Source organism: Halolactibacillus halophilus, assembly GCF_900115605.1.
Taxonomy (GTDB): Bacteria; Bacillota; Bacilli; order Bacillales; family Amphibacillaceae; genus Halolactibacillus; species Halolactibacillus halophilus.
The window spans coordinates 2,038-5,108 of the sequence record NZ_FOXC01000067.1 but is presented as its reverse complement, the minus strand read 5'-3'; the positions used below and the strand labels follow the sequence as shown (position 1 = coordinate 5,108).

Genomic DNA, 3,071 nt, shown 5'->3' with positions numbered 1-3,071 from the left:
TTATACCCTGAAAACTAGATAAGAAGTAAACAATCATCAAACAAAAATTTAGTTAAGTCCTCGATCGATTAGTATTCGTCAGCTGCACATGTCACCATGCTTCCACCTCGAACCTATCTACCTCATCGTCTCTGAGGGATCTTACTCTTTACAGATGGGAAGTCTCATCTTGAGGGGGGCTTCATGCTTAGATGCTTTCAGCACTTATCCCTTCCACACGTAGCTACCCAGCTATGCTCCTGGCGGAACAACTGGTGCACCAGCGGTATGTCCATCCCGGTCCTCTCGTACTAAGGACAGCTCCTCTCAAACTTCCAACGCCCACGACGGATAGGGACCGAACTGTCTCACGACGTTCTGAACCCAGCTCGCGTACCGCTTTAATGGGCGAACAGCCCAACCCTTGGGACCGACTACAGCCCCAGGATGCGATGAGCCGACATCGAGGTGCCAAACCTCCCCGTCGATGTGGACTCTTGGGGGAGATAAGCCTGTTATCCCCGGGGTAGCTTTTATCCGTTGAGCGACGGCCCTTCCATTCGGTACCGCCGGATCACTAAGCCCGACTTTCGTCCCTGCTCGACTTGTAGGTCTCGCAGTCAAGCTCCCTTATGCCTTTGCACTCTACGAATGATTTCCAACCATTCTGAGGGAACCTTTGGGCGCCTCCGTTACTCTTTGGGAGGCGACCGCCCCAGTCAAACTGCCCGCCTGACACTGTCTCCGAACCGGATCACGGTCCTGGGTTAGAAGATCAACACAATCAGGGTGGTATCCCACCAGCGCCTCCACGTAAGCTAGCGCTCACGCTTCTAAGGCTCCCACCTATCCTGTACAAATTGTGCCAATATTCAATATCAGGCTACAGTAAAGCTCCACGGGGTCTTTCCGTCCTGTCGCGGGTAATGCGCATTTTCACGCATAGTTTAATTTCACCGGGTCTCTCGTTGAGACAGTGCCCAAGTCGTTGCACCTTTCGTGCGGGTCGGAACTTACCCGACAAGGAATTTCGCTACCTTAGGACCGTTATAGTTACGGCCGCCGTTTACTGGGGCTTCGGTTCAATGCTTCGCTATAAAGCTAACATGTCCCCTTAACCTTCCAGCACCGGGCAGGTGTCAGCCCCTATACTTCGCCTTGCGGCTTCGCAGAGACCTGTGTTTTTGCTAAACAGTCGCTTGGGCCCTTTCACTGCGGCTTCTCAGAATGAGAAGCACCCCTTCTCCCGAAGTTACGGGGTCATTTTGCCGAGTTCCTTAACGAGAGTTCTCCCGCTCACCTTAGAATTCTCATCTCGCCTACCTGTGTCGGTTTGCGGTACAGGCACCACTTTTCTCACTAGAGGCTTTTCTTGGCAGTGTGAAGTCGGGAACTTCGATACTTTATTTCTCTCCCCATCACAACCTGTGATTGCCAGACGGATTTGCCTATCTGACTCACTCATTGCTTGGACGCACACTTCCATCCGTGCGCTTTCCCTATCCTACTGCGTTCCCCCATCGCTCAAACAAAAAGGAGGTGGTACAGGAATATCAACCTGTTGTCCATCGTCTACGCCTTTCGGCCTCGACTTAGGTCCTGACTAACCCTGAGAGGACGAGCCTTCCTCAGGAAACCTTAGGCATTCGGTGAAGAAGATTCTCACTTCTTTTTCGCTACTCATACCGGCATTCTCACTTCTAAGCGCTCCACCAGTCCTCACGGTCTGACTTTACAGCACTTAGAACGCTCTCCTACCATTGATCAAAGATCAATCCGTAGCTTCGGTGATACGTTTAGCCCCGGTACATTTTCGGCGCAGCGTCACTCGACCAGTGAGCTATTACGCACTCTTTAAATGGTGGCTGCTTCTAAGCCAACATCCTGGTTGTCTGTGCAACGCCACATCCTTTTCCACTTAACGTATACTTTGGGACCTTAGCTGACGGTCTGGGTTGTTTCCCTCTCGACTATGAACCTTATCACCCACAGTCTGACTCCCAAGGTTATATCATTGGCATTCGGAGTTTGACTGAATTCGGTAACCCGGTAGGGGCCCCTAGTCCAATCAGTGCTCTACCTCCAAGATACATGCCTTGAGGCTAGTCCTAAAACTATTTCGGAGAGAACCAGCTATCTCCGTGTTCGATTGGCATTTCACCCCTACCCACACCTCATCCCCGCATTTTTCAACATACGTGGGTTCGGGCCTCCAGTCAGTGTTACCTGACCTTCACCCTGGACATGGGTAGATCACACGGTTTCGGGTCTACGACCACCTACTCTATTCGCCCTATTCAGACTCGCTTTCGCTGCGGCTCCGCCTTTTCTGGCTTAACCTTGCAGGGGATCGTAACTCGCCGGTCCATTCTACAAAAGGTACGCCGTCACCCATTAACGGGCTTCGACTAATTGTAAGCGCACGGTTTCAGGATCTCTTTCACTCCCCTTCCGGGGTGCTTTTCACCTTTCCCTCACGGTACTGGTTCACTATCGGTCACTAGGGAGTATTTAGCCTTGGGAGATGGTCCTCCCGGATTCCGACGGAATTTCACGTGTTCCGCCGTACTCAGGATCCACATCGGAGGGTAAAATCTTTTCACTACAGGGCTGTTACCTTCTGTGGCGGACCTTTCCAGGTCGCTTCGTGTAAATTCTACTTTTGTAACTCCGTATGATGTGTCCTACAACCCCAAGAAGCAAGCTTCTTGGTTTGGGCTGATTCCGTTTCGCTCGCCGCTACTCAGGAAATCGCATTTGCTTTCTCTTCCTCTGGGTACTTAGATGTTTCAGTTCCCCAGGTCTGCCTTCATTAACCTATTGATTCAGTTAATGATCTCACGTCATTACACGTGATGGGTTCCCCCATTCGGAAATTTCCGGATCAACGCTTACGTACAGCTCCCCGAAACATATCGGTGTTCGTCCCGTCCTTCATCGGCTCCTAGTGCCAAGGCATCCACCGTGCGCCCTTTCTTACTTAACTAATATGAGTAAACTCTTTATTACTACAGTAAAAAGACGTTTGGTCTTAATTTCTTTCAAAGTTTGATGTCTTGTCATACTTCTTTATCTAGTTTTCAAGGTACAAG

The 3,071-nt window shown here is 50.6% G+C and carries 1 rRNA gene; it reads right to left on the bottom strand.

Annotated elements, in window-relative coordinates:
* Positions 1 to 48: 48 nt before the first annotated feature.
* Positions 49 to 2,965: ribosomal RNA gene (locus BM098_RS12900) — 23S ribosomal RNA — on the bottom strand.
* Positions 2,966 to 3,071: the final 106 nt, after the last annotated feature.